This is a genomic window from Leclercia sp. Colony189, assembly GCF_009740165.1.
In the GTDB taxonomy this organism is placed as follows: domain Bacteria; phylum Pseudomonadota; class Gammaproteobacteria; order Enterobacterales; family Enterobacteriaceae; genus Enterobacter.
Map to the genome: position 1 here is coordinate 2,783,917 of NZ_CP046557.1, position 26,442 is coordinate 2,810,358.

Annotated in this window: 26 protein-coding genes and 2 pseudogenes; 12 read left to right on the top strand and 16 right to left on the bottom strand. The window is 55.8% G+C overall.

What is annotated here, in order from left to right; all coding sequences use genetic code 11:
• Positions 1 to 33 precede the first annotated feature (33 nt).
• The 4 genes from fadD to GNG29_RS13220 all read right to left on the bottom strand — a co-directional run bounded on the left by fadD (position 34) and on the right by GNG29_RS13220 (position 5,222).
• Positions 34 to 1,719 (bottom strand): long-chain-fatty-acid--CoA ligase FadD, encoded by a 1,686-nt coding sequence (fadD, locus tag GNG29_RS13205; protein WP_156654700.1) that lies wholly within the window; start codon positions 1,717 to 1,719, stop codon positions 34 to 36.
• A 205-nt stretch (positions 1,720 to 1,924) separates the two neighbouring features.
• Entirely contained in the window at positions 1,925 to 2,512 is a 588-nt protein-coding gene (locus tag GNG29_RS13210) for a Slp family lipoprotein (RefSeq protein WP_156654701.1), read from the bottom strand.
• A gap of 37 nt (positions 2,513 to 2,549) precedes the next feature.
• The gene (gene tsaB / locus GNG29_RS13215; protein ID WP_156654702.1) at positions 2,550 to 3,245 is read right to left on the bottom strand and encodes a tRNA (adenosine(37)-N6)-threonylcarbamoyltransferase complex dimerization subunit type 1 TsaB; all 696 of its coding nucleotides are present in this window, start codon (positions 3,243 to 3,245) and stop codon (positions 2,550 to 2,552) included.
• A gap of 66 nt (positions 3,246 to 3,311) precedes the next feature.
• Positions 3,312 to 5,222, bottom strand: coding sequence for an ATP-dependent DNA helicase (locus GNG29_RS13220; RefSeq protein ID WP_103180016.1), 1,911 nt, complete (start codon positions 5,220 to 5,222; stop codon positions 3,312 to 3,314).
• A gap of 126 nt (positions 5,223 to 5,348) precedes the next feature.
• Here GNG29_RS13220 and GNG29_RS13225 point away from each other — a divergent pair, with 126 nt between their 5' ends.
• Positions 5,349 to 5,693: a RidA family protein gene (locus tag GNG29_RS13225; RefSeq protein WP_103180017.1), complete on the top strand. Its 345-nt coding sequence runs from the start codon at positions 5,349 to 5,351 to the stop codon at positions 5,691 to 5,693.
• A 5-nt stretch (positions 5,694 to 5,698) separates the two neighbouring features.
• Here the strand turns inward: GNG29_RS13225 and GNG29_RS13230 are convergent, their stop codons facing one another.
• A complete protein-coding gene (locus GNG29_RS13230) occupies positions 5,699 to 5,881 on the bottom strand; it encodes a YoaH family protein (RefSeq protein WP_039030781.1) in 183 nt (60 codons plus the stop codon).
• A gap of 61 nt (positions 5,882 to 5,942) precedes the next feature.
• Between GNG29_RS13230 and pabB the strand changes: the two genes are divergently transcribed.
• The 4 genes from pabB to GNG29_RS13250 all read left to right on the top strand — a co-directional run bounded on the left by pabB (position 5,943) and on the right by GNG29_RS13250 (position 11,182).
• Positions 5,943 to 7,295 (top strand): aminodeoxychorismate synthase component 1, encoded by a 1,353-nt coding sequence (gene pabB / locus GNG29_RS13235; RefSeq protein WP_103180019.1) that lies wholly within the window; start codon positions 5,943 to 5,945, stop codon positions 7,293 to 7,295.
• A gap of 3 nt (positions 7,296 to 7,298) precedes the next feature.
• The gene (locus tag GNG29_RS13240; protein ID WP_103180020.1) at positions 7,299 to 7,877 is read left to right on the top strand and encodes a CoA pyrophosphatase; all 579 of its coding nucleotides are present in this window, start codon (positions 7,299 to 7,301) and stop codon (positions 7,875 to 7,877) included.
• A 183-nt stretch (positions 7,878 to 8,060) separates the two neighbouring features.
• Positions 8,061 to 9,425, top strand: a complete 1,365-nt coding sequence (gene sdaA, locus GNG29_RS13245) for an L-serine ammonia-lyase (protein WP_156654703.1) — start codon at positions 8,061 to 8,063, stop codon at positions 9,423 to 9,425.
• 164 nt (positions 9,426 to 9,589) lie between these two features.
• On the top strand, positions 9,590 to 11,182 hold the full coding sequence (locus GNG29_RS13250; RefSeq protein WP_156654704.1) for an EAL domain-containing protein: 1,593 nt from the start codon (positions 9,590 to 9,592) through the stop codon (positions 11,180 to 11,182).
• Here GNG29_RS13250 and yoaE read toward each other — a convergent pair whose 3' ends face one another.
• Complete coding sequence (gene yoaE, locus GNG29_RS13255; protein ID WP_103180023.1) at positions 11,183 to 12,742, bottom strand: CNNM family cation transport protein YoaE; 1,560 nt, start codon at positions 12,740 to 12,742, stop codon at positions 11,183 to 11,185.
• On the bottom strand, positions 12,730 to 12,888 hold the full coding sequence (locus GNG29_RS23525) for a protein YoaL (RefSeq protein ID WP_371413849.1): 159 nt from the start codon (positions 12,886 to 12,888) through the stop codon (positions 12,730 to 12,732). Before GNG29_RS23525 ends, yoaE begins: the two co-directional genes overlap by 13 nt.
• 317 nt (positions 12,889 to 13,205) lie before the next feature.
• Here GNG29_RS23525 and manX point away from each other — a divergent pair, with 317 nt between their 5' ends.
• The 5 genes from manX (at position 13,206) to mntP (ending at position 17,370) form a co-directional block, all read left to right on the top strand.
• The gene (manX, locus tag GNG29_RS13260) at positions 13,206 to 14,183 is read left to right on the top strand and encodes a PTS mannose transporter subunit IIAB (RefSeq protein ID WP_114314650.1); all 978 of its coding nucleotides are present in this window, start codon (positions 13,206 to 13,208) and stop codon (positions 14,181 to 14,183) included.
• A 58-nt stretch (positions 14,184 to 14,241) separates the two neighbouring features.
• A complete protein-coding gene (locus tag GNG29_RS13265) occupies positions 14,242 to 15,039 on the top strand; it encodes a PTS mannose/fructose/sorbose transporter subunit IIC (protein WP_103180025.1) in 798 nt (265 codons plus the stop codon).
• Between the two features lie 12 nt (positions 15,040 to 15,051).
• Positions 15,052 to 15,903 (top strand): PTS mannose transporter subunit IID, encoded by an 852-nt coding sequence (locus GNG29_RS13270; RefSeq protein WP_168192027.1) that lies wholly within the window; start codon positions 15,052 to 15,054, stop codon positions 15,901 to 15,903.
• 57 nt (positions 15,904 to 15,960) lie between these two features.
• On the top strand, positions 15,961 to 16,419 hold the full coding sequence (locus GNG29_RS13275) for a DUF986 family protein (protein WP_103180027.1): 459 nt from the start codon (positions 15,961 to 15,963) through the stop codon (positions 16,417 to 16,419).
• 387 nt (positions 16,420 to 16,806) lie between these two features.
• Positions 16,807 to 17,370, top strand: coding sequence for a manganese efflux pump MntP (mntP, locus tag GNG29_RS13280; RefSeq protein WP_139156373.1), 564 nt, complete (start codon positions 16,807 to 16,809; stop codon positions 17,368 to 17,370).
• Here the strand turns inward: mntP and rlmA are convergent.
• The 7 genes and pseudogenes from rlmA to mgrB form a co-directional block, all read right to left on the bottom strand.
• On the bottom strand, positions 17,367 to 18,182 hold the full coding sequence (rlmA, locus tag GNG29_RS13285) for a 23S rRNA (guanine(745)-N(1))-methyltransferase (protein ID WP_156654705.1): 816 nt from the start codon (positions 18,180 to 18,182) through the stop codon (positions 17,367 to 17,369). The genes mntP and rlmA overlap by 4 nt on opposite strands.
• A gap of 63 nt (positions 18,183 to 18,245) precedes the next feature.
• Positions 18,246 to 19,964, bottom strand: a complete 1,719-nt coding sequence (gene ftsI / locus GNG29_RS13290) for a peptidoglycan glycosyltransferase FtsI (protein ID WP_103180030.1) — start codon at positions 19,962 to 19,964, stop codon at positions 18,246 to 18,248.
• A gap of 219 nt (positions 19,965 to 20,183) precedes the next feature.
• Complete coding sequence (cspE, locus tag GNG29_RS13295; RefSeq protein WP_001062678.1) at positions 20,184 to 20,393, bottom strand: transcription antiterminator/RNA stability regulator CspE; 210 nt, start codon at positions 20,391 to 20,393, stop codon at positions 20,184 to 20,186.
• A gap of 12 nt (positions 20,394 to 20,405) precedes the next feature.
• Positions 20,406 to 20,550 (bottom strand): annotated as a pseudogene (locus tag GNG29_RS13300) (DUF2627 domain-containing protein).
• Positions 20,551 to 21,075: 525 nt separating this feature from the next.
• Positions 21,076 to 22,066 (bottom strand): annotated as a pseudogene (locus tag GNG29_RS13305) (MBL fold metallo-hydrolase).
• A 19-nt stretch (positions 22,067 to 22,085) separates the two neighbouring features.
• A complete protein-coding gene (locus GNG29_RS13310) occupies positions 22,086 to 22,376 on the bottom strand; it encodes a YebO family protein (RefSeq protein WP_156654706.1) in 291 nt (96 codons plus the stop codon).
• A 73-nt stretch (positions 22,377 to 22,449) separates the two neighbouring features.
• Positions 22,450 to 22,593: a PhoP/PhoQ regulator MgrB gene (gene mgrB / locus GNG29_RS13315; RefSeq protein WP_103180034.1), complete on the bottom strand. Its 144-nt coding sequence runs from the start codon at positions 22,591 to 22,593 to the stop codon at positions 22,450 to 22,452.
• A gap of 158 nt (positions 22,594 to 22,751) precedes the next feature.
• Between mgrB and GNG29_RS13320 the strand changes: the two genes are divergently transcribed.
• Positions 22,752 to 22,991, top strand: a complete 240-nt coding sequence (locus tag GNG29_RS13320; RefSeq protein WP_103180035.1) for a YobH family protein — start codon at positions 22,752 to 22,754, stop codon at positions 22,989 to 22,991.
• Between the two features lie 55 nt (positions 22,992 to 23,046).
• Here GNG29_RS13320 and kdgR read toward each other — a convergent pair whose 3' ends face one another.
• On the bottom strand, positions 23,047 to 23,838 hold the full coding sequence (kdgR, locus tag GNG29_RS13325; protein WP_039030796.1) for a DNA-binding transcriptional regulator KdgR: 792 nt from the start codon (positions 23,836 to 23,838) through the stop codon (positions 23,047 to 23,049).
• A gap of 178 nt (positions 23,839 to 24,016) precedes the next feature.
• On the opposite strand from kdgR, the gene GNG29_RS13330 reads away from it, so the two are divergent.
• Positions 24,017 to 25,390 carry an MFS transporter gene (locus tag GNG29_RS13330; protein WP_103180036.1) on the top strand — a complete coding sequence of 458 codons (1,374 nt, stop codon included), beginning with the start codon at positions 24,017 to 24,019 and terminating at the stop codon, positions 25,388 to 25,390.
• A 47-nt stretch (positions 25,391 to 25,437) separates the two neighbouring features.
• Here the strand turns inward: GNG29_RS13330 and htpX are convergent, their stop codons facing one another.
• Positions 25,438 to 26,319 carry a protease HtpX gene (gene htpX, locus GNG29_RS13335; RefSeq protein ID WP_103180037.1) on the bottom strand — a complete coding sequence of 294 codons (882 nt, stop codon included), beginning with the start codon at positions 26,317 to 26,319 and terminating at the stop codon, positions 25,438 to 25,440.
• Between the last annotated feature and the right edge of the window lie 123 nt (positions 26,320 to 26,442).

The following is a 26,442-nucleotide window of genomic DNA, read 5'->3' on the forward strand; positions in this document are numbered from 1 at the left end:
CAGGCCAGCGTTTCTGGGTGACTAACACGAAGCTCAGCCTTTATTGTCTACTTTGGCGCGCGCTTCGTCACGTAATTCTCGTCGTAATATCTTCCCGACGTTCGATTTTGGCAGTTCGTCGCGAAACTCCACCAGCTTCGGCACTTTGTAGCCGGTAAGATGGCGACGGCAGAAGGTGATCAGCGCGTCTTCGCTCAGGGCAGGATCTTTTTTCACCACAAAGATTTTTACCGTTTCGCCGCTGCTGCCTGCCGGTACCCCTACTGCGGCCACCTCCAGTACGCCGTTGTGCTGCATCACCACCTCTTCGATCTCGTTGGGATAGACGTTGAACCCGGAGACCAGGATCATATCTTTCTTACGATCGACGATGCGCAGGAAACCTTCGTCATCCATCACTGCGATGTCGCCGGTGTGCAGCCAGCCATCCTTGATGATTTCGTCGGTAGCGTCCGGGCGTTGCCAGTAACCCAGCATCACCTGCGGCCCTCTTACGCACAGCTCGCCAGGCTCGCCATGCGGCACTTCGTTATCGTCGTCATCCACCAGTTTAGCTTCGGTGGAGGGCACCGGCAGGCCAATGCTGCCGCTGTGATAGTCGATATCGTGCGGGTTTACGCTCACCAGCGGGGCGCACTCGGTCAGGCCATAGCCTTCAAGCAGGTACTGCCCGGTGAGCTTGACCCAGCGCTCGGCCACCGCCTGCTGCACCGGCATCCCGCCACCCGCTGACAGATGCAGGGTGGAGAAATCGAGCTGCTGGAACTCTTTATTATTGAGCAGCGCGTTAAACAGGGTGTTTACCCCGGTCATGGCGGTAAACGAATATTTCGCCAGCTCTTTCACCAGCCCCGGAATATCACGCGGGTTGGTGATTAGCACGTTCTGCCCGCCGAGTTCGATAAACAGCAGACAGTTCATGGTCAGGGCAAAAATGTGATACAGCGGCAGCGCAGTAATGACCAGCTCTTTGCCGCGATGCAGCAGCGGCCCGTAGGTGGCATTAACCTGTTCGAGGTTCGCCAGCATGTTGCGGTGGGTAAGCATCGCCCCTTTCGCCACGCCGGTTGTGCCGCCGGTATATTGCAGGAAGGCCAGATCCTGCGAGACGATCTCAGGCTTAACGTACTGCATCCGGTAGCCGGTGTGCAGCGCCTGGCGAAAAGAGATGGCATCCGGCAGGTGATATTTCGGCACCAGACGTTTGACATATTTGACGACGAAGTTAACCAGCGTCCCTTTGGCGGTGGAGAGCTGGTCGCCCATCCGCGTCAGGATGACGTGTTTGACCTGGGTCTTATCAACCACTTTTTCCAGCGTGTGGGCGAAGTTGGAGACAATCACAATCGCCGCGGCACCGCTGTCATTCAACTGATGTTCCAGCTCACGCGGAGTATAGAGCGGGTTGACGTTAACCACGATCATCCCGGCGCGCAGAATGCCGAACAGCGCCACCGGATACTGCAGCAGGTTGGGCATCATCAGCGCCACGCGATCGCCCTTCTGCAGGCCTAAGCCCTGTTGCAGATAGGCGGCAAAGGCCCGGCTGCGCTCTTCCAGTTTACGGAAGGTCATCACCTCGCCCATGTTCACAAACGCAGGCTGATCGGCGTAACGCGTTACGGAGTTTTCAAACAGTTCAACCAGGGATTGATAACGGTCAGGATTTATCTCTGCGGGAACATCCGCAGGATATCGGTTAAGCCAAACCTTCTTCACTACATCACCTCTGAAATGCGTGTTCGTCGTCATCACAACCCCGGTTAATAAACAAGTCGTTAACATAATATTAACTCAGCGTACCAGTTTATTTATTGTCCGGATTTAAGGTTGCGAAGCGCGTCACTATTTATTTTTCTTATTACCGTGGAAAAAAACAAAACAGCGGACGGGCCGCTGTTTCTTAATTAAGAATAACAGTGACTTACTCTGTTACTATCGTTCGGACCTGAGCTGGACCGGGGCCATAGCCTGGCCATCCGCCGTAGCCGTAACCATAGCCATAACGCCATGGATGCGGTCCCCAGTACCAGGGGTCGGGTGGCGGCATCATCACCTGCTGCTGCACCCGCCAGCGTTTATAGCCGTTGGCCTGCATGGTCATGAATTTATAAGGCGTGTTGCCGACTTTACCCTGCTCTGCGCCGGTGATCGGTCCCACTACGGTGATCAGTTGTCCCCGGAAATCCACCGGATCGAGGAAGCCGTTAACATCGGCGTAGATACGGCCTCGTGAGGCTTCACCCAGCACCGGACGCGCACCGCTGTCGAGGGGAACGGTGGCAATCTCCAGACGGGTTTTCCCCTGCTGGTTGAGCACCTCCACGACTTTGCCGCCGAAACGCGCTTCCTGACCCACGTAGAGTTCCGGGGCGTTCATCACCCGGACCAGATCCTGCTGCGGCGTGGGGCTGCTGCCCTGGATGGCATCAGGTACGGAGATACATCCCGTTAACGCCAGGGCCAGCGCCCCGACGGTCAGCAGACGAACGACATATTTTTGAACCGCCATGATGCGACTCCTTTTTCTCAGGCTCTTATACTGAGATTCACTCCCGGCCCGGAAGTTTCTTCCACGCTACGGTGTTTCGCAAATAAACCGGCTCGGCTTTCTCCACCGCCACGGTTTGCCCTGCCTCCAGCATCTGACAAGCGATGGGCAGCATATCTTCTGCGGCAGGTAACAGGACAGTGCCGTCCACCAGGGTCAGACCGCTCTCCTTTGCCATGTCAGGCCAGGCTGGCCAGCCGGTCCCGACGGTCGCCCACTCACCGGAAAGCTGCTTCATGCGCTCACCTGCCGCTTCCGGCGTGAGCACCGCTTCGCTCTCTTCCCCGTGCCAGACGCCCTGCTCATCACGGGTGTACTCCGCCCAGTAGACTTCGCCCATGCGGGCATCAATAGCCGCCAGCACGCGGGTCGCACCGGTACGGCGCCACGCCCCCTGCGCCATGGTCGCCAGGGTCGAGATGCCAATCATCGGCAGTTCAGCGCCCAGCGCCAGCCCCTGGGCAATGCCGATACCGATGCGAACGCCGGTAAAGCTGCCCGGACCACGGCCATAGGCCAGCGCATCGAGGTCGGTAAGAGAGGTATTGCCCTCGGTGAGGATCATCTTCACCAGAGGCAGGATACGTTGGGTGTGTTCCCGGGGGCACTCTTCGAAATGAGCAAAGGGAGTACCGTCATTCCACAGGGCAACGGAGCAGGCCTCCGTGGCGGTATCGATAGCCAGAATTCGCATGTATTGTCGCGCTCTCGCAGTGGTCAGTCACAAAAAGGGGCGCATTTTAGCACACCCACCAGCAAATTACTGCGTCTGCGACGCGGCAAGGAAACGCACGGCGCGATCGATATCCCGGGTACGTGGCGCCGGCGGCAGGCTGGCGATAAAGGTGGCGCCGTAAGGTCGCATGACCAGGCGGTTATCGCAGATCACCAGCACTCCGCGATCGTCCACGTCACGGATCAGGCGCCCCACTCCCTGCTTAAGAGTAATGACCGCATCCGGAAGCTGCACCTCATCAAACGGATCGCCTCCCCGCAGGCGGCAATCTTCCATCCGCGCCTTCAGCAACGGATCGTCCGGCGAGGTAAAGGGCAGTTTGTCGATGATCACCAGCGACAGGGTATCGCCGCGCACGTCGACCCCTTCCCAGAAGCTACTCGTGGCCACCAGCAGGGCATTGCCGTGGCTGACAAACTGCTGCAGCAGCTGGCCTTTGCTGGTTTCACCCTGCAACAGTACCGGCAGCGTCATGGTGGCGCGGAACTGCTCCGCCAGATCGCGCATCATGGCGTGGGAGGTGCAGAGCATAAAGCAGCGACCATTGTTGGCCTCAATCATCGGCTTGAGCATCGCCGCCAGATGGCGGGCGGCGCCGGGCTGATTAGGCAGCGGCAGGTTGCGCGGCACGCAGAGCAGCGCCTGGGTGGCGTAATCAAACGGGCTCGGCAGCAGCAGGGATTTGGCCTCTGCGATGCCGAGACGTTCGGTGAAATGGTGCAGATCGTCGTTAACCGACAGCGTGGCGGAGGTAAAGATCCAGCTACCCGGCTTCTGCGCCATCACATCCTGGAATTTATCGGCCACGGTGAGCGGCGTCAGCGCGAGGGTGAAATGGCGCGAGTTGCATTCGTACCAGTAGCTGTAGCCGGGCTGGTTAAATTCTTTCAGCCGTTTCAGGCGCGCGCGGTAGAGCGTGGCGCGTTCAAAGGCGGCATCCAGCAGCGCCGAACGGCCGAGGGAGAGCTTCGCCACGTCGTAACAGAGCTCCAGGGCATCATCCAGCAGCAGCAGCGCGCGCTGAATATGCTGATCGGCCAGCAGTTCGCGCAGGTTGCCACGAAAACCCGGATCGCCAAGCTGCATGCGAAAATCCTGCGTACTCTGCGCCAGGCGGTCGGCGCACTTCTGTAGCTGCTGGGTATCTTTCAGTTCGGTGCGGTAGGCGATGGTAAAATCTTTCGCCAGATCCAGCAGCTGGCGGCTGGAGAGCGACTGGCCGAAATACTGGCTGGCGATATCGGGGAGCTGATGGGCTTCGTCGAAGATCAGCACCTCGGCTTCGGGGATCAGCTCGCCAAAACCGCTCTCTTTCACCACCATGTCCGCCAGGAAGAGGTGATGGTTCACCACCACCACGTCGGCCTCCATCGCCGTTTTACGCGCTTTGACCACAAAACAGTCTTTATAGAGCGGACAGTCGCTGCCCAGACAGTTGTCGTTGGTGCTGGTGACCAGCGGCCAGGCAGGAGAGTCTTCGGCGACGCTGGCGCAGGTACTGATATCGCCATCCTGGGTCTGGTTGGCCCAGCTGCGCAGGATGATCACATCGCTGAGGGTCTGTACCGGCAGATCGCCGCCCGCGAGCGCCTGCTGTTCGAGCCGCTCAATACAGAGATAGTTGGAGCGCCCTTTCAGCAGGGCCAGACGGCCTTTATATTTCAGGGCTTTGGCGACGGTGGGCAGATCGCGGCTGTAGAGCTGATCCTGCAACGCTTTCGAACCGGTGGAGATGATCACCTTTTTCTTCGTGCGCAGCGCTGGCGCCAGATAGGCGTACGTTTTACCGGTGCCGGTCCCCGCCTCTACCACCAGTGGCTGGGCGCTGTCGATCGCCTCGGCTACCGCGTGCGCCATCTGGCGCTGCGGTTCGCGCGGCTTGAAGCCGGGAATTGCCTTTGCTAACTGTCCGTCTGCTGCGAAATCGTCTGCCACTCTGCCCCCTGTAATTTTGCACAGGGATTATGTCAGGCCGATCGTCCTGGCGCCAGTCGAGAGTGACGCAGGCAAAACAATATGGCAGTCTTGCCCGCAGAAAGTCACCATAACGAGGAAACGTGTATGACAATTGTGCGCATTGATGCCGAAGCCCGCTGGTCAGATGTAGTGATCCACAACCAGACCCTCTACTACACCGGCGTACCGGAAAACCTGGATGCCGACGCCTATGAGCAGACCGCCAATACCCTGGCGCAGATTGACGCAGTGCTGGAAAAACAGGGCAGCGACAAATCCCGCATTCTGGATGCGACCATTTTCCTTGCCAGTAAAGAGGATTTTGCGGCGATGAACAAAGCCTGGGACGAGTGGGTGGTGGCGGGTCACGCGCCTGTCCGCTGCACGGTACAGGCGACGCTGATGAAGCCGCAGTATAAGGTTGAGATTAAGATTATCGCTGCGGTGTAAGGGCGTTACTCCTCTTCATCATCCTCAAAACGCGCCACGATCCGCTCGCCGGTATGGGTGGCGCGAAGCTCTTCTGCCACCTGAGAAATTGCCTGCCCGCTGCTCATCCCCTGGGACATCAGCTCCTGTATGCGCTCGACGGCCTTTTGCTGCTGCTCGTGGCTCAGTGAAGGTAAACCTGCAAACATTGTCAACTCCTGCTAAATTATTGGCGCTAATTATTTCACGCTGCCCGGTTGTTTACCACCCATGAACTCGCTATCCCCCACTGTTATGACATTACCGTGGCGTCCTGACGCCGCAGAATTCTGGTTTGCTCCGCTCAGCCATCTGCCGTGGGCCATGCTGCTGCACTCGGGCCATGCGGATCACCCCTACAGTCGCTTTGACATTCTGGTCGCTGACCCGCGCAGCACACTGGTGACGCACGGAGCGGATACGATGATCGACGGGGTTCATTCTGACGCCTGCCCGCTGAGTTTGTTGCAGCAGGCCCTTGATGAGATGGGCCTGCCCTGCACGCCTGACCCGGACCTCCCCTTCCAGGGCGGCGCGCTGGGGCTGTTCGGCTATGACCTTGGCCGCCGCTTCGAAAAGCTGCCGGAACGGGCCTTGCGTGATATCACCCTGGCGGATATGGCGGTGGGCCTGTATGACTGGGCGATAATCGTCGATCACCACAAAGAGCGGGTGTCGCTGGTCTGTCATGGCGATGCACAGGCGCGGCTGGCCTGGCTTGAAGCACAGCGCCCCCCTGAGAACGTACCTGCATTCCGGCTGACCTCCGGCTGGCAGGCCAATATGACCGCGGCGGAGTACCAGGAAAAATTTGAGCGCGTGCAGGCCTTCCTGCACAGCGGCGACTGCTATCAGGTGAATCTGGCCCAGCGTTTCCAGGCCCGCTACGAGGGCGACGAATGGCAGGCGTTTACCCGGCTGAACGCCAACAACCGCGCCCCCTTCAGCGCCTTTTTGCGTCTTGAAGAGGGGGCGATCCTGAGCCTCTCCCCGGAGCGTTTTATTCATCTGGCGGAAGGCACCATTCAGACCCGCCCGATCAAAGGCACTCTGCCGCGCCTGGCGGATGCCGAGGCGGATCGCCAGCAGGCGGAGAAGCTCGCCGCCTCGCCGAAAGACAGAGCCGAGAATCTGATGATTGTCGATCTGATGCGCAATGATATTGGCCGGGTGGCGGAGCCGGGAAGCGTGCGGGTGCCGGAGCTGTTCGTGGTGGAGCCCTTCCCGGCCGTGCATCACCTGGTGAGCACCATCACCGCCCGCCTGCCGCAAGCGCAGACCGCGTGCGATCTGCTGCGCGCCGCGTTTCCCGGCGGGTCGATCACCGGCGCGCCAAAAGTGCGGGCGATGGAGATCATCGACGAACTGGAGCCGCATCGCCGGAACGCATGGTGCGGCAGCATCGGCTATATCAGCCTCTGCGGCGGCATGGATACCAGCATCACCATTCGAACCCTGACGGCGGTGGAGGGGCAGCTCTACTGTTCCGCAGGCGGTGGCATTGTGGCTGACAGCCAGGCCGGGGCGGAATATCAGGAAACGTTTGATAAAGTGAATCGTATTCTGCAACAACTGGAGTGCTAACTGGTGAATATCGACGATCTGACCCTCGACCATTTTTTATCGCGTTTTCAGCTGTTGCGCCCGCAGGTGAACAGCACGTCGCTGAACCAGCGTCAGGCGGCAGTGTTGATCCCGGTGGTGCGCCGGGAGCAGCCGGGCCTGCTGTTGACCCGGCGCTCGGCGAAGCTGCGTAAACATGCCGGTCAGGTGGCCTTTCCCGGCGGCGCGGTAGACAGCACCGACGCCTCATTAATTGCCGCCGCCCTGCGTGAAGCCGAAGAAGAGGTGGCGATCCCGCCGCACAAGGTCGAGGTGATTGGCGTCCTGCCGCCGGTGGACAGCGTCACCGGTTTTCAGGTTACGCCGGTGGTGGGGATTATTCCGCCGGATCTGCACTATCACGCCAGCGAGGACGAAGTGGAGTCGGTCTTTGAAATGCCGCTGGCGGAAGCCCTGCGTCTGGGCCGTTATCATCCGCTCGATATTCATCGCCGTGGCCACGATCATCGGGTGTGGCTCTCCTGGTATGAGCATTATTTTGTCTGGGGCATGACGGCGGGAATAATTCGTGAGCTGGCGCTGCAGATCGGCCTGAAACCTTGACTATACTTTACATTCGCCTCTTTTTTGCGCCTTTGCGATCGGCCTCCCGCTATTAGTTTATCAGGCGTTAATCATTAGTTTAATTCATGTGAATAGTTAAGCTGACGACAGGGTTCCCTCTTACACTATGCGAAGTTATTACATCGTTACTGGAAACCCGGTAACCCTGTCAGGAGTGTTAAAGTGATTAGTATATTCGACATGTTCAAAGTGGGGATTGGTCCCTCTTCTTCCCACACTGTCGGGCCGATGAAGGCCGGTAAACAGTTCGTCGATGACCTGGTCGAAAAAGGATTACTGGATAGCGTTACCCGCGTGGCTGTAGACGTTTACGGTTCACTGTCGCTTACGGGTAAAGGCCACCACACCGATATCGCCATTATTATGGGTCTGGCCGGGAATATGCCGGGCACCGTAGATATTGACGCCATTCCGGCGTTTATTCGCGACGTGGAAACGCGCGGTCGTCTGCTGCTGGCGAATGGCCGGCATGAAGTCGATTTCCCGCAGGACGACGGCATGCGTTTTCGCAGCGACAACCTCTCCCTGCATGAAAACGGGATGCAGATCCACGCCTTCAGCGGCGAGAAGGTGGTCTACAGCAAGACCTACTACTCCATCGGCGGCGGCTTTATCGTCGATGAAGAGCATTTCGGCCAGGACGTCACGGGCGACGTAAAGGTGCCTTACCCATTCAAATCGGCGACAGAAATGCTGAATTACTGCAAGGAGACTGGCCTGTCCCTCTCCGGCATGGTGATGCAGAACGAGCTGGCGCTGCACAGCAAGAAAGAGATTGAAGACTATTTCGCCAACGTCTGGCAGACCATGCGCGCCTGTATCGATCGCGGTATGAATACCGAAGGGGTACTGCCTGGCCCACTGCGCGTGCCGCGTCGTGCCTCTGCCCTGCGCCGGATGCTGGTTACGACGGATAAGTACTCCAACGATCCGATGAACGTGGTGGACTGGGTCAACATGTTTGCCCTCGCGGTGAACGAAGAGAACGCCGCCGGTGGCCGCGTGGTGACCGCGCCGACCAACGGTGCCTGCGGGATCGTTCCGGCAGTGCTGGCCTACTACGATCACTTTATCGAATCGGTAAGCCCGGATATCTATATTCGCTACTTCCTCGCCGCAGGCGCGGTGGGTGCGCTGTATAAGATGAATGCCTCCATTTCCGGCGCTGAGGTTGGCTGTCAGGGTGAAGTGGGCGTGGCCTGTTCCATGGCGGCAGCCGGTCTGGCTGAGCTGCTGGGCGCCAGCCCGGAGCAGGTATGCGTGGCCGCCGAGATCGGCATGGAACATAACCTCGGTCTGACCTGTGACCCGGTTGCCGGTCAGGTGCAGGTGCCATGTATTGAGCGTAACGCGATTGCCTCCGTAAAAGCGATCAACGCCTCCCGTATGGCGATGCGCCGTACCAGCGAACCGCGCGTCTCGCTGGATAAGGTGATCGAAACCATGTACGAAACCGGTAAAGATATGAACGCCAAATACCGCGAAACGTCCCGCGGCGGTCTGGCCATTAAGGTGCAGTGCGACTAAGACGCTGAAAGCGCTTCTGCAACTTTCGTCTTTCATGCTTTAAACGCCCATCTGATAGGGATGGGCGAATTTCATCCCCTTTCCTCGTTACCTGAAATAATGCCGACTACACTAGCCAGGTTGCCACGGGCATCTGCGCCAGTGGCTCTTCGGGTGACCGTGGCATGCAAACAACGCACAGGATAATTAAAAATTATCACCGCAAACGGGTAATCGTTTGCCTCCTGCTGTCCCTTTCCACTCTCGTTTGCACGCTAATTATCGGCTTTATTTCACAGCGCAATTTAAATCAGCAGACCACCGTGGCCTTTGTCTCCCATGCTGTCGATACGCTGGATAAGATCCTGCAGCCGCTGGAGACGGGACGCGAGGTGGTACAACCGCTTATCGGCCTGCCCTGCGTGGAGGTCAACTTTTTACTGCGCAAGCACGCCGCCTCCCTGCAAACCGTGCGCTCAATCGGCCTGATTAAAGACGGCATTCTCTATTGCTCAAGCATGTTCGGTGACCGCGATATCCCCATCAGCCAGTTTCAGCCCCTGCTGCCCGCCGCGCAGCCCTTACTGCTCCTGACCACAGACCAGCCGCTGATGAAAGGCAGCCCGGTGCTGATCCAATGGTATCCGGCGCCCGGCCAGAGTGAGGATGGCATCATGGAGATTGTGAATATCGATCTTATCGCCCGGATGCTGCTGGAGCCCCAGCTGCCGCTCATCAGCGACGTTAACCTCAGCGTCGGCGGTAAGTACCTGAACCATGAGCGCCAGCTTTCGGACAGGCTGGTGACAGACGCTGGCGACAACGTTTACCAGCAGGCTTCCCTCAACTTTCCTTTCATCATCACCGTCAACGGCCCGGGGCTGACCGCGCTGGCGCTGAAAAATCTGCCGTCGCAGCTGCCGCTGGCGGTGATATTCAGCATGCTGGTGGGGTATATCGCCTGGCTTGCCACCGCCAGTCGCATGAGCTTTACCCGGGAGATCAACTTTGGCCTGGCCTCCGGTGAGTTTAAGCTCTTTTGCCAGCCGCTGATCGATGCCAAAAAACAGGATTGCGTCGGCGTGGAAATTCTTCTGCGCTGGAATAATCCGCGGCAGGGGTGGATCGCCCCGGATATTTTTATTCCGCTGGCGGAGGAGCATAACCTGATTGTCCCCCTCACCCGCTACGTGCTTATTGAAACCGTCCGTCATCTGGCGATGTTTCCTACCGCGCCGGGCTTTCATATTGGGATTAACGTCGCAGCCAGCCATTTCCGTGACGGCACTCTGCTTCACGACCTGAATCGCGTCTGGTTCAGCGCCGAGCCCGAGCAGCAGCTGGTCATTGAATTAACCGAGCGCGATACCCTGCTGGAGATGGACTACACCATGGTAGAGGCGTTACATCAGAAAGGGGTGAAGCTGGCGATTGACGATTTTGGTACCGGGAGCAGTTCGCTTTCGTGGCTGGAGAAACTCAATCCGGAAGTGCTGAAAATTGATAAATCTTTTACCGCCGCCATCGGCACGGATGCCGTCAACTCAACGGTGACAGACATTATTATCGCCCTGGCTCAGAGACTGAATATTGAACTGGTGGCTGAAGGGGTGGAAACCCGCGACCAGGCGAGCCATCTGCGCCTGCACGGGGTGGATATCCTTCAGGGATTTTTGTACGCGCGGCCGATGCCACTGCGGGATTTCCCGCAGTGGCTGGCGGAGAGTTCCCCTCCGCCAGCCTCTCATAACGGCGATATGATGCCGTCGGCTCCGTAATTACTCTTCTTCGTCGTGGGCGGACTGTTCTTTAACAATGCGCACCAGATCAACGCGGTAATCGTTGGCGGTCACGATGGTTATCTTCAGCGGCGGCAGCTCAAGCACATCACCGGCTCGCGGAATTTGACCGTTCACAGCAATCACCAGACCGGCCACCGTCGCGATATCTTCATCGTGGTTGGTCAGGTGTTCCAGCCCCAGCGTATGTTGCAGGGCGTGCAGATCCGTGGTGCCTTTGACCAGCCAGCCATCATTATCGTTAACGATCTCCGGCGTTTCGTCGGCATCCGGGAACTCACCGGCAATCGCTTCAAGAACATCCAGCGGCGTAACCAGACCCTGCACCACGCCAAACTCGTTGGTCACGATGACAAAGCTACCCCGGGCACGGCGCAGCACGCCAAGCAGGTTGATCGGGTCGAGCGTTTCCGGCACCACGATAGCAGGCGATGCGGCGGCAATGGCCTCAACGTCCACGCCCTCTTCCAGTGCCACCAGCATCTCTTTGGCACGAACCACGCCGATGATCTCATCCAGCTCGCCGCGACACACCGGGAACAGGCTGTGCGGAGAGGAGAGCAGCTGCTGGCGGATTTCCGTCACGCTCAGTCTGGCATCGACCCAGCTGATTTCACCGCGCGGGGTCATGATGCCGCGCAGGGAACGCGAGGCCAGGGACAGCACGCCGTTAATCATATAGCGCTCTTCTTCAACAAAGGCGCCTTCCGGAACCGGCACCGGGACATGGTTATCGCTGTCCTGCTGTGCTTTGGCTTCGCGGCGGCCACCCATCAGACGCAAAATCGCATCAGCGGTCCGGGCACGCAGCGGCTGGTTCGACTGCTGGCGAATAAAGTTGCGACGGGCAATCTGGTTAAACAGCTCTATAATGATGGAGAAACCAATGGCGGCGTACAGATAGCCTTTCGGAATATGGAAGCCGAAACCTTCTGCCACCAGGCTCAGACCGATCATCAGCAGGAAGCTCAGACAGAGCACCACCACGGTCGGATGCTGGTTAACGAATCGCGTCAACGGCTTCGAGGCGAGTAGCATCACCGCCATCGCGATAATCACGGCCGCCATCATCACCGGCAGATGATTCACCATACCGACAGCGGTAATGACCGCGTCGAGGGAGAAGACCGCGTCCAGTACCACGATTTGCAGTACCACTACCCAGAAGCTGGCATAGCCTTTACCGTGTCCGTCGTCGTGCTGGCGGTTTTCCAGCCGTTCATGGAGCTCGGTTGTGGCTTTGAAGAGCAGGAATATCCCCCCCAGCAGCATGATCAGGTCGCGCCCTGAGAAGGTGAAGTTGAAGGCAGTGAACAGCGGTTGCGTAAGCGTAACCATCCATGATATCACCGACAGCAGCGCAAGACGCATAATCAGCGCCAGCGACAGACCGATTAAACGTGCTTTATCACGTTGTTTAGGTGGAAGTTTATCCGCAAGGATCGCGATAAACACGAGGTTATCGATACCGAGAACGATCTCAAGCACCACCAGCGTGAGCAATCCTACCCAGATTTGCGGGTCCATTAAGAATTCCATGACAAGCTCCTGCTAAAGGAATGGCAAAACGGCGCCGCGAAAAGGTCGGGCGAAGCGGTAAAGAACGTAAACAGTGAGTGGCGCGAATCGCCGATAAGGCTGGCCAGAGCTGGCCGGGTGTGTGACTGGCGTCGGTGACGGTCCATACAGTGGGCTACTGCCCCATACTCCTGACAATTAAACGGATGGTAAACATATCAGAGACCTGAGCTCTTTGGCAAAGATTTACTTTCCTTTGCAAACAGATGTTTCCGTGCTTTTTTTGATCACAGAAATATCTCATTGGCTTAGGCTAAATTACGGATCTTCATCACATAAATTATTTTTTCGATGTCTAAAATAAATCGCGTAAGTCTTAGTTAATTGAACTCTAACCCTTATCTGAATCGATTCGTTCTTTCGAAGATGATCTCTAATGCTCCTCTCACCCGGGGGCATTAACGATAATAAAAGGAGGTAGCAAGTGACTATTGCTATTGTTATAGGCACACATGGTTGGGCTGCAGAGCAGTTACTTAAAACCGCAGAAATGCTTTTAGGCGAACAGGAAAACGTCGGTTGGATCGATTTCGTTCCCGGTGAAAATGCTGAGACGCTGATAGAAAAATATACCGCTCAACTGGCAAATCTGGATACCAGTAGCGGCGTGCTGTTCCTTGTTGATACCTGGGGCGGCAGTCCATTTAACGCGGCAAGCCGCATTGTGGTTGATAAAGAGCAGCATGAGGTTGTTGCCGGGGTTAACATCCCCATGCTGGTCGAAACGCTGATGGCCCGTGACGACAATCCAAGCTTTGACGAGCTGGTTGCCCTGGCTGTCGAAACCGGTCGTGAAGGCGTGAAAGCGCTGAAAGCGAAACCTACAGAAAACGTCGCTCCGGCGGCGGCCCCTGCCCCGGCTGCTGCCCCGAAAGCCGCCGCCCCGCTTAAGCCGATGGGTCCGAACGATTACATGCAGATTGGCCTGGCGCGTATCGACGACCGTCTGATTCACGGCCAGGTGGCTACCCGCTGGACCAAAGAGACCAACGTCCAGCGCATCATTGTGGTCAGCGATGAAGTCGCCGCTGATACGGTTCGTAAAACTCTCCTTACCCAGGTGGCCCCGCCGGGCGTAACCGCGCACGTGGTGGATGTCGCCAAGATGATCCGCGTTTACAACAACCCGAAATATGCGGGTGAGCGTGTGATGCTGCTGTTTACCAACCCAACGGACGTCGAACGTATTGTTGAGGAAGGGGTAAAAATCACCTCCGTGAACATCGGTGGTATGGCTTACCGTCAGGGCAAAACGCAGGTGAACAATGCGGTGTCGGTGGACGAAAAAGATATCGAAGCGTTCAGGAAACTTAACGATCGCGGGATCGAGCTTGAAGTCCGTAAAGTCTCTACCGACCCGAAACTGAAAATGATGGATCTGATCAGCAAAGTGGCGAAATAAGCCGGCGCTGGTTGACAAATTTCACACTTAAGTCTGTTAAAGCTATAGGAGAAGTACAATGGAGATTACCACTCTTCAGATTGTGCTGGTGTTCATCGTCGCGTGTATAGCGGGTATGGAATCCGTACTAGATGAATTTCAGTTTCACCGTCCGCTGGTCGCCTGTACGTTAATCGGCGCCGTTCTCGGCGATATGAAAACCGGTATCATCATCGGTGGTACCCTGGAAATGATCGCCCTGGGCTGGATGAACATCGGCGCGGCCGTTGCGCCGGATGCGGCTCTCGCCTCCATCATCTCTACCGTGCTGGTCATCGCCGGCCATCAAAATATCGGTGCCGGTATCGCGCTGGCTATCCCACTGGCTGCAGCAGGCCAGGTTCTGACCATCATCGTGCGTACTATCACCGTTGCATTCCAGCATGCGGCAGATAAGGCGGCGGAGAATGGCAACCTGACGGCGCTGTCGTGGATCCACGTCTCGTCCCTGTTCCTGCAGGCCATGCGTATCGCTATCCCGGCGGTTATCGTGGCAATCTCCGTCGGTACCAGCGAAGTCCAGGGTATGCTGAACGCCATTCCTGAAGTGGTCACCAGCGGTCTGAACATTGCAGGCGGCATGATCGTGGTCGTCGGTTATGCGATGGTCATCAACATGATGCGCGCAGGCTACCTGATGCCGTTCTTCTATCTCGGCTTCGTTACCGCGGCCTTCACCAACTTCAACCTGGTGGCACTGGGTGTGATTGGTGCGGTAATGGCTATCCTCTACATCCAGCTCAGCCCGAAATATAACCGCGTAGCCGGTAGTGCACAGGTTGCTGGTAATAACGATCTCGATAACGAACTGGACTAGCAGGTGAGCGAAATGGTTGATATGACTAAAACTACCCCTCAGAAAAAACTGACTTCGGGTGATATTCGTGGCGTGTTCATCCGTTCAAACCTGTTCCAGGGTTCATGGAACTTCGAACGTATGCAGGCGCTGGGCTTCTGCTTCTCTATGGTACCGGCAATCAAACGTCTGTATCCCGAGAACAACGAAGCGCGTCGTCAGGCGATTAAACGTCACCTGGAATTCTTCAACACCCACCCTTACGTCGCAGCGCCGGTTCTGGGCGTAACGCTGGCGATGGAAGAGCAGCGTGCTAACGGCGCAGAGATTGACGATGGTGCCATCAACGGTATCAAAGTGGGTCTGATGGGGCCGCTGGCGGGCGTAGGTGACCCGATCTTCTGGGGTACCGTGCGTCCGGTCTTCGCCGCGCTCGGTGCGGGTATCGCCATGAGCGGCAGCCTGCTGGGTCCTCTGCTCTTCTTTATCCTGTTTAACGTGGTACGTCTGGCAACCCGCTACTACGGCGTGGCCTATGGCTACCGTAAGGGCGTGGATATCGTCCAGGATATGGGCGGCGGCTTCCTGCAGAAACTGACTGAGGGGGCGTCAATCCTCGGCCTGTTTGTCATGGGGGCGCTGGTTAACAAGTGGACGCACGTTAACATCCCGCTGGTGGTGTCAACCATCACCGGTCAGGATGGTCAGACCCGTGTGACCACCGTGCAAACCATTCTTGACCAGCTGATGCCGGGCCTGGTACCGCTGCTGCTGACCTTCGCCTGTATGTGGCTGCTGCGTAAAAAGGTCAATGCGCTGTGGATCATCGTCGGCTTCTTCGTTATCGGTATCGTCGGTTACGCTATCGGTCTGCTGGGTCTGTAATTTTTTTGTGAATACACCGGGGGCATGAACGCCCCCGTTTTTTTATCCGGAGGATGAATGACGGTCACGGACATCGTACTGGTTGTCTTTATTGTTGCCCTTCTGGCGTATGCCCTCTACGACGAATTGATCATGCCCCGCCGCAACGGCGCGACGTTGCTCTCAATCCCCCTTCTGCGCCGCGGTCGCGTTGATGCCATCATCTTTACCGGTCTGCTGCTGATCCTTATCTATAACAACGTGATGAGCCAGGGGGCATTACTGACCACATGGTTATTATCTGCCCTGGCATTAATGGGGTTTTACCTGTTCTGGATCCGGGCGCCGAAAATAATCTTCAAATCCACTGGATTCTTTTTCGCCAATGTCTGGATAGAATATAACCGCATTAAAGAGATGAATTTATCAGAAGACGGCGTGCTGGTGATGCAATTAGAGCAGCGACGTTTGCTTATCCGGGTAAGAAATATTGACGATCTGGAGAAGATATACAAATTATTGGTTAAGACTCAATAAGATAAAAAAATAGCACTGGCTATATTTCGCTATGCTTTTCACAGTGTTATATAGCCAAAGCTATATTATTACGCGACATTTACGGGCTATTATTAACGTTATCTTCACATCAATTTCTAAATGAAAATCGTTATCAAAAACTAATCTGAATAATACTCCCCTGTAGTTGTTTTATATTCTCAAAATATGTTAAGGTTGCGCCCGTCGTTGGGGAGTAGCCGATTTCCGGTTTACCGGAAATGTACGTGTCAACATACTCGTTGCAAAACGTGGCACGTACGGATTTTTCTGCACAGCAGAAGGATCAGGCGAGACCATAGACGCATCGACTGCTGTTTACTGGGGGCAGTGATGTGTCATATGGATATCCCCGGTCTGGACGCGCTGATGAACCTCTCTGCAACACTTCTCCTGGCCTTTGGCATGTCGATGGATGCATTCGCCGCTTCCATGGGCAAAGGCGCCACGCTGCATAAACCTAAGTTCTCTGAAGCCCTGCGTACCGGTCTTATCTTTGGTGCTATCGAAACCCTGACCCCGCTGATTGGCTGGGGGCTGGGGATGCTCGCCAGCCAGTTCGTGCTGGAGTGGAACCACTGGATCGCCTTTATACTTCTGACCTTCCTCGGCGGACGTATGGTTATCGAAGGCATTCGGAATGATGTCGAGGACGATGAGCCGATTCAGCGTCACGGCTTCTGGCTGCTGGTGACAACCGCTATAGCTACCAGTCTGGATGCGATGGCGGTCGGCGTCGGCCTGGCTTTCCTGCAGGTCAACATCATTGCCACCGCGCTGGCGATTGGCTGCGCGACCTTTATTATGTCTACCCTGGGCATGATGATTGGCCGTTTTATTGGCCCGCTGTTAGGGAAACGCGCCGAGATCCTCGGCGGTATCGTCTTGATCGGCATTGGCGCACAAATTATGTGGAGCCACTTCGCCGGTTAACTGACTCGCTGCCAGCAGTGGATACTAAAATCGGTCTGGCAGCTGAAATGCGTCTGTTTTGCCAGCGCCTCCCACACCTCCGGCTTTGCCCGCCATGCAAACGGGGTCATCTGCAAAAGCGCTACCGCCTCTTTTCCAGTCAGTGACATGTTATAGGCCAGCGACAGCGCCTCTTTCAGGGCAAAACCCTCCAGCTGCTCCGAATGCGGCGCATGCAGCAGAACTTCACTGTAAATCAGCCCTTTCAGCTCCATCAGGTGACGCGGTCCTGGCGTCACGGTGATCACCCAGCCGCCCTCTTTTACCACCCGCGCCAGCTCCTCGCCTTTGCAGGGGGCGTAGATGCGGACTACCGCATCCATACTGTTCTCTTCAAAAGGCAGACGATGGCTGGAGGCCACACAGAACGTCACCTCTGAATAGCGTTTAGCCGCCGCGCGGATGGCAGATTTTGAGACATCCAGACCAAAGGTGGTCGCGCCCTTTTCCTGCGCGGTTTGGGCAAAGGCCGATGTGTAATAGCCTTCGCCACAGCCAATATCAAGCAGCGAGGTCGCGCCATCCGGCAGCAAGGCCGCCAGCTTACCGGCTACCGCGTCACGCAGGGGCTGATAGTGCCCGGCATCGAGAAAGGCTCTGCGCGCCTGCATCATCTCTGCACTGTCGCCCGGATCGCGCGATCGCTTGTGCTGGACCGGCAGCAGATTGACATAGCCCTCTTTCGCCATATCGAACCGATGCCCCTGTGGGCAGGCGTAACTTTTATCCGCATGGGCGAGCGGCGCGTGGCAAAGAGGACAGCAGAATGTCATGGGAACTCCGGGCAATCATAAAGGGCGAAAGTGTACCGCTAATCGCCCTGCTATAAAACGGCCTTAACGCATTACGATGAGGTGGCTGGAATCGGCCGGGAGTCCATCCGGCTTGATGTTTTCAATACGCAGCACGTCACCCATAATCTGGCTGAATACCGGTGCTGAAACCGCCCCGCCGTAATAGGCGCCGTTTTGCGGATCGTTAATGACCACCGCCAGGGCAAATACAGGGCGGCTGGCCGGTGCGACGCCGGCGGTGTAGGCCACATATTTGTCGACATAATTACCGCCATCGTCGATTTTCTTCGCGGTGCCGGTTTTCACCGCCACCCGGTAGTCACGCACCGCGGCTTTGATGCCGCCCCCACCCGGCAGGGCCACGCTTTCCATCATGTGCTCCACCTCCTGCACAATCGACGCGGGCATCACCTGGGTACCGATAACCGGCGGATCGATGCGGGTGATAGAGAGTGGACGCTCCAGGCCATAGCTGCCGATGGTGGCGTAGACGTGGGCGAGCTGCAACGGCGTGACCATCAGGCCGTAGCCGAAGGCAAAGGTGGCGCGATCGAGCTGGCTCCAGAATTTACGCTCCGGTAACAAGCCGCTGCTCTCCCCCGTCAATCCGAGACCGGTGGAACGACCAAAACCAAACCCGTGGTAGGTATCCAGCAGCCGCTGGATCGGCATCGCCAGCGACAGGCGCGACACACCCGTGTCGCTCGATTTTTGCAGAATGCCGGTCAGCGTCAGCTCCGGGTAGTAACCGACGTCGCGGATACGGTGTCCGGCCAGGGTATAAGGATGGGTGTCGATCACGCTGTCTGGCTGCACCAGCCCCTGCTGCAGGGCGGTCATCAGCACCAGCGGCTTAACGGTAGAGCCGGGTTCAAAGGTGTCGCTGATGGCACGATTACGAAAATCATTCAGCGTGGCACCCTCGCGGTTATTGGGATTGAAATCCGGGTAGTTGGCCATCGCCAGGATCTCCCCAGTCTGGATGTTGATCAGCACCGCTGCCCCCGACTCCGCTTTATTCCAGGCGACAGCATTGTCCAGCGCATCTTCCGTAATCGTCTGCAGCCGTTCATCAATGCTTAACTGGATGTTGTGCGCCGGAACGGGCGGTACTTCGGTAATATTTTCGATCACGCGTCCGTAGCGATCCTCACGCACGCGGCGCAGACCGGGTTTGCCGGTGAGCTGGGCATTAAAACTTTTCTCGATCCCTTCGATGCCCTGACCGTCGATATTAGTAAAGCCGATCAGGTTAGCTGCCACGTGTCCGGCCGGGTAAAAACGGCGCGACTCATCACGCAGGCTGATACCAGGCAGCCGGAGTTTGGCGATCCACTGGGCCTGAGCGGGATCCACCTGGCGGGCCAGATAGATAAAACGGCCATGTGGATTGCTGTTGATGCGCGCCGCAAGCGTGGGGAGCGACAGATGCAATGCACTGGCTAATGCCTGCCAGCGCGTGTCAAAACCCACTCCCCCTTTTGCCAGCACCGTTTTCGGATCCGCCCACACGGCCCGCACCGGCACACTCACGGCCAGCGGTCTCCCCTCCCTGTCCATAATCATCCCTCTGGGGGCATTGATGGCGACCTCGCGCAGGGAGCGCATATCCTCCTGCTTAACCAGCGGATCGGGTTTAACGATCTGCAACCAGGCGACACGACCAAGAAGAAAGAGAAGGCTGCCTAAAATCACCAGACAGAGGAGAGCAAAACGTAACGGGGTGAAGTTTGCTGCGGGATTGACGGGTTTCTTTTTCACCAGGGCTCCAGGGCTGAGTAACAACGCCCTGATTTAACGGCAAATTTGAGCCGCGAGGGTGAAAACAATGCTAATACTCTCGCAGCTTTGAAACAAACTGCTAACAGCGACGCATGTGGTAACACTTTGAAAAATATCCATTAAAAAGCCCCGCACAGGCGAGGCTTTATATCTCTGCAACTGAAACGTCGTGACGCTTCAGATCAGGCAGGGGTTCGATCAGATAGCGGTTACGTTAACAGCAGCCGGACCTTTCTGGCCGTCCTGAATTTCGAACTCAACGTTCTGGCCTTCAGCCAGAGTTTTGAAGCCGTTACCCTGGATTGCAGAGAAATGTACGAATACATCTTTGCTGCCGTCAGCAGGAGTAATGAAACCAAAACCTTTAGACTCGTTGAACCACTTAACTTGACCTTTGATCTTTGCCATTTGCAAAATTCCTTAGAATGTTTTCTTAGCCCGCGGGCATTAACTGAGATAAAACTGAGACATTACTGCATGAGGCACTAATATAAGGTTCGGCAGAGAAGCGGTATTCAACGACAACGTGTTTACTCAGGACTTCTTTACTGAAAATGCCACACATAAACAGAACTGTACCTCGTTTGACCCAAACCGTGTTATCACATACAACTTAAATAATGGCAAGCCATTTTTAAAGGTGTCTCGATCAGCCGCACAAATTCCGAGACTGACTTGCCACAATCTGCACAGTAATGCACGTTCAGTGTATACCAGACCAAAATGTTGCCTGCCCAGTCGCTGTCAGGATAAGCGCTGTTATCAAAGACTTTTTTACATTAGCTCAATAACTTCATATCGTCCAGCAAGCGCGCCAGAATTTCTGTGGTCGCTATTTCATTTAGAACTTTTCGTGAAAAGTTATGCTGAATTGATCGTAACGACAAGGGATTGTTTCAGGAAAAAAACATTGTATATCGGTTCGCTTGTTTAAGTTATATACACCTAAACCGGTAATCCGCTATGCACCAAAATAATGATATTTTTATGAACCTGCCTCAAAAAAAGGCAATCAAAACGTTTCGATTAAAATAAAATATGACAACCGTCGATTTAATAAAAAATATTCGCTAATTGAACAAGTATTCGTTTACAAGGATAAATATTGACCAATGCGCAGCGGATGAAAGTTATCGCTGCGCGGGGATAACTCTGCCAGTGCCTGCGCGAGCTCTCTGACAGGCTCATCCAGTGATTCATCCGCCAGTTCAAAGACACCCCAGTGGATCGGGATCGCCAGCGGCATGCCCAGCTGTTGCCAGAGCTTCACCGCCGCCTGCGGATCCATATGATGAATCGACATGAACCAACGTGGTGCATAGGCTCCGACAGGTATGGCAGCGGCATCCACTTTTCCCAGTCGCTCCGGAATGGTTAACAGTTCCGGGGTATAACCGGTATCGCCGCTAAACCAGAAGCGCTGCTGCTCGCTCTCAAAGACCCAGCCACACCATAACGAGCGATCGCGATCCCAGAGGCTACGCATGCTCCAGTGCTGTGCCGGCACGGCGGTAAACACCAGCCCTTCGAAAACATAGCTTTGCCACCAGTCCAGTTCAATAACCTGTTTCGCCCCGCGGCGGCGGCACCATGCCCCAAGACCTAAAGGCACAAAAAAGGTCAGCTGCGGAAAACGATGCACAAGCTGGCGCACCGTGGCCGAGTCCAGGTGATCGAAATGGTTATGGGAAATAACAACAGCATCAAGGACTAGGAAGCGCCGCGACACTCATCACCGGAGGCGTTTTTCGTATCGGTCCGGCAAACAGCACCGGCGAGGCGCGCCGGGAAAAGACCGGATCGGTAAGGATATATTTTCCGTTCAGGCGTAGCAGCAGGCTGGCGTGGCCCAGCCACCAGACACCATCTTCTTCCAGGGTGTTAAGCGTAACGGGTTGCCACCACTGGCGGATAAAGGCGTCATAGCCTTCTGAAGGGGGTTTTGGCAACCCGGCGGCTTTTCGCGCCTTGCGCCAGCGTTCAACATCGCCGGGTTGACGAACAGGGGCATCCGGATTGCGGAAACCCTGCGGGGTATGGTGTGCAAGGGAGGGATTATACCAGGGATTACGCCAGGCCATACATACCTCCCCTGACCGATTAGCGTTCGGCTACCAGACGAATAAAGTCATCGTCCTGGCTCTTAGCCGTCTCTTCTGGCGCTTTTGGTACCTCTTTCTCTTCCGGCTCATTGGCTTCGCACAGGCGACGCAGCAGGACATTCTGTCGTTTCTGCAGGTCGACTAACTTCTCTAGCAGTTCGATCTGCTCGTTGGTACGGGAGCTCGCGCGATTGACAAAAAACCACAGCACCAGACCCGCAACCAGCAGTACGATCGAGATCGCCAGAGATGCCACGCTGAACATCCCGGAATTTACTAACTCACCCATTTCACTCCCCCATAAAAGCGCCTATTTTACCACTCGCGTTAAGGAAGGAAATCACTTGCGATAAAAATGACAACTACCAGGGGATAAACTTATTGATAGAACAAATACCGCTAAAGAACTGTACATCCTGGTCGCACATCACATTGATGGTCTGCGTCCAAAGTAAAACACAGGCCACTAACACTAAGACCAGAATAACCCAGCGTATTTTCTTCACTCCACTCTCCGTACCGTAACTGCCTGATGCCAGGTTATCATGCGCAACTTAAACCATGCCTAACTGTAACGCGAAGGCGATGCTTTCGGAATCATAGACTTGTTAAAGTAAGTGTATCGATTACGCTAAGCGGCAGTTATTCAAAAAATGAGGTAATGATGCGCTTTTTTATTCGCACATTGATTGTTATAGCACTGGTCTGGACGGGTATACTGCTCGCAGGCTACGGTGTCTTGATCGGCAGTAAAGAGAATGCGGGCGGGCTCGGGATCCAGTGCCAGTATCTCACCGCGCGCGGCGTCAGCACGGCGCAGTATATTCATTCAGACAGCGGTATTATCGGCCTCTCTCGCTGCCCGCTCCTGCGAAAGAGCGAGACAGTGATCGATAACGGCTGATCCCTTGCATAAAAAAACGCCGCCATAAGGCCGCGTTTTTTTATCGCGCTTTCAATCAGAACGGATAGTCGTTGTAACCCATCTGTTCAGAAATCTTACGCGCCGCTGTGTGCAGCATTTCAACATACTCGTGCAGATGCTCTTCAGAGAAACGCAGCGTCGGGAAGGAGATACTCAGGCCGGCAATGACCACACCGAAACGGTCAAATACCGGAACGCCGATGCAGCGCAAGCCTTCTTCCTGCTCCTGGTTATCTTCGCCATAACCTTGTTCACGGACTTTATCCAGCACCTGCAACAGCTCTTCGGTGGTGGTAATGGTGCGCTCAGTGCTGCGTTTGTACTCCACGTTCTCGAGGATCTGCTTCACTTCATCACGGTCGCGCCATGCCAGCAGAACTTTACCGATAGCGGTACTGTAGAGCGGGTTGCGGCGGCCAATGCGTGAGTACATACGCAGGTTATACATGGAATCAATTTTATGGATATAGACGATACTGTCTTCATCCAGCGCCCCCAGGTGCACCGTCTCTTTCGTCAAACGGGAGAGTTCGCGCATCTGAATATCCGCGCTGCGGATCAGATCGACGTTCTGCAGCGCACGAGCGCCCAGTTCAAATAACTTCAGGGTCAGGGAGTACTTTTCGGACTCGCCCTCCTGAGCAACATAACCCAGTGATTTCATGGTCTGTAAAAAGCGATAAACGGTGCTTTTTGACATCATTACACGCTGGGACAGCTCAGTAATACCGATTTCGCGCTCTTCACCAAGCGCCTGCAGGATGCCGAACACCTTTAACACGGATGAAACAGAATCTGGCTGTTTATCCAAATCCGCGATTGCCATTAATCACCTCAACGCAAGTGTTTTATAAAATTCAGAACCGGTTTTTATTATAAATTCGCTCCGGCGTTGCTGCAATCAATCCTGGCTTACCTGGTTACAAATCTGCGACACACAACAGAAATAACAGTGATAATATCCTTACCCTGTTAATAATAACCTCCAATGCTAATTAATTTTCATGACGACTCTCCCCAAAGACGGCCTGCCGCTGCCGCAACGTTATGGTGCCATTGCAACCATTATTATCGGTATTTCAATGGCTGTACTGGATGGCGCTATCGCCAATGTCGCCCTGCCAACCATTGCCAGCGACCTGAATGCCTCCCCGGCCAGCTCAATCTGGATTGTTAACGCCTACCAGATAGCCATTGTTATCTCGCTGCTCTCGTTCTCGTTCCTCGGGGATATGTTTGGCTACCGCCGGGTTTATCAGTGCGGGCTGGCGGTATTTACGCTGACCTCCCTTTTCTGCGCCCTTTCAGATACGCTGCACATGCTGACGCTGGCGCGTATCATGCAGGGGTTCGGCGGTGCGGCGCTGATGAGTGTGAATACCGCGTTGATCCGTCTTATCTATCCTCAGCGACATCTGGGCCGGGGGATGGGGATCAACTCCTTTATTGTTGCCGTGTCGTCTGCGGCGGGCCCAACTATCGCCGCAGCGATCCTCTCGGTCGCGTCCTGGCAGTGGCTATTTTTAATTAACGTTCCACTTGGGATCGTGGCGTTGCTGTTCGCCCTGCGTTTTTTACCGGCCAATGGCGCGAAAAGCAGCATGCCAAAATTCGATCTTCCGAGCGCGGTGATGAACGCCCTCACCTTTGGCCTGCTGATCACCGCCCTGAGCGGCTTCGCTCAGGGACAGTCGCTGATGCTGATTGCGGGCGAGGTCGTGGCGCTGCTGGTGGTAGGCTTCTTCTTCGTGCGTCGCCAGCTGGCACTGCCGGTGCCGTTACTGCCGGTAGATCTGCTGCGTATTCCGCTCTTCTCCCTCTCTATCTGCACCTCTATCTGCTCCTTCTGCGCACAGATGCTGGCGATGGTTTCTCTGCCCTTCTTCCTGCAAAGCGTGATTGGCCGCTCGGAAGTGGAAACGGGCCTGCTGTTAACGCCCTGGCCTCTGGCGACCATGGTAATGGCTCCGCTGGCGGGCCATCTGATTGAGCGGGTACATGCGGGGTTACTGGGCGCGCTGGGACTGGTGGTGATGGCGACAGGTCTTTTCGCTCTCGCCCTGCTGCCTGCGGCACCTCACGATCTGGATATTATCTGGCGGATGGTGCTGTGCGGGGCGGGCTTTGGCCTGTTTCAGTCACCGAATAACCATACCATTGTTACGGCAGCGCCTCGCCACCGCAGCGGCGGCGCCAGTGGAATGCTGGGCACTGCCCGCCTGCTGGGACAGAGTACCGGCGCGGCACTGGTGGCGTTGATGTTCAACCTGGCCGGACAAAGCGGCACGCATCTGGCGCTGTTGACCGCCGGCACGCTGGCCACCGTCGCGGCCATCATCAGCGGGTTGCGGGTGACCCAGCCTCATTCACAGCCATAAAAAAAGCGCGTCTTTGGACGCGCTTTTTTATTAGCAAACCGAGGCCGTTATTTCAGGTATTCACCGTTACGCAGCGCTGCGATACGCTTATCCAGCGGCGGGTGAGACATAAACAGCTCGCTCAGGGATTTTGATTTACCGTTGATGCAGAATGCCATCATGCTTGAGGCTTCCTGCGGTTCATAGCTGGTTTTCAGACGCTGCAGCGCAGCAATCATCTTCTCGCGTCCCACCAGTTTGGCTGAACCCGCATCCGCATGGAATTCACGGTGACGGGAGAACCACATGGTGATGATGCTTGCCAGAATACCAAATACCAGCTCCAGCACCATAGAGACCGCGAAGTAGATCAGTGGGTTACCGTTACTTGATTCGCCTTCCTCACGATCGCCCCCCATAAAGCCTGCGGCAATCTGGGCAATAATACGCGAGATAAAGATAACGAAGGTGTTCACGACACCCTGAATCAGGGTCATGGTCACCATATCGCCGTTCGCAATGTGGCTGATCTCGTGGGCGATAACCGCTTCGGCTTCATCACGGCTCATGTTCTGCAACAGGCCGGTACTCACCGCAACCAGAGAGGCGTCGCGACGCGCGCCGGTGGCGAAGGCGTTGATATCCGGCGCGTGATAGATCGCCACCTGCGGCATGGCGATACCCGCCTGACGGGACTGGTTAGCAACGGTGGTCATCAACCACTGTTCCATATCGTTACGCGGTTGCTCAATAACCTCGCCGCCAACGGACTTAAGTGCCATCCACTTGGACATCAGCAGTGAGATAAAGGAGCCACCAAAACCAAACAGCAGCGCCATAATTAACAAACCCTGAACGCTGCTCGACTGAATTCCTGTCAGGCTGAGCACCAGCCCGAATACCACCATGACCGCCAGGTTGGTGAGCAGGAAGAGCGCGATTCGCATCATAATATTCTTTTAACCTCATTTTAACAAAACGCACTATGCGATTACCCACATCGTATGGGTATTCCGTATATTTTCAAGGATTGCAGCGGCGTAAGTCACCAGAAAGACACAACTTTACACAAT